Raw genomic sequence first — 397 nt, 5'->3', positions numbered from 1 at the left:
ACCCAAGCCAGCAGCGGCGCGGCGATTGTCCAGGGGGGCAGCTTGTTGGAAGAAAGGGCCACGGGGTTCTCCTTGTTGTTGCCTCAACGCCGGCATGCGGCGAAGGGGGGGGTGCGGTGTGGCCCGAATATAAAGCATGTGCGGAGCATCAGCCCGCACATATCGCGTAAGTCATACCAGCGCCATCACGGGGCGACGGCCGTGGCCGACACCTCCCGGCTCCAGTAGGTCGGCAGCGCGCCATACGGGTTCGGCAACGTCTTGTTGGTGATGAAGACGGCAGCAGCGCCCTTGCCTGACGCGTTGCGAACGAACGTTTGCATCTGCGCGGCCGACGCCGCGTAGACGATGTGCGCAAAGCGTGCCGTCGGATAGTTGGCCTGCCACGCCAGCGGCG

The 397-nt window shown here is 65.2% G+C and carries 1 protein-coding gene; it reads right to left on the bottom strand.

Going from position 1 to position 397, the window contains the following annotated elements; all coding sequences use genetic code 11:
- Positions 1-185: 185 nt before the first annotated feature.
- A partial coding sequence (locus tag HFC70_RS26615; RefSeq protein WP_246735976.1) for a spherulation-specific family 4 protein occupies positions 186-397 on the bottom strand: 212 nt, incomplete at its 5' end.

Origin of the sequence: Agrobacterium sp. a22-2, assembly GCF_012276985.1 — a bacterium.
Classification (GTDB): domain Bacteria; phylum Pseudomonadota; class Alphaproteobacteria; order Rhizobiales; family Rhizobiaceae; genus Allorhizobium.
The sequence above is the reverse complement of the archived record's forward strand: the minus strand, read 5'-3'. Positions and strand labels throughout refer to the sequence as shown.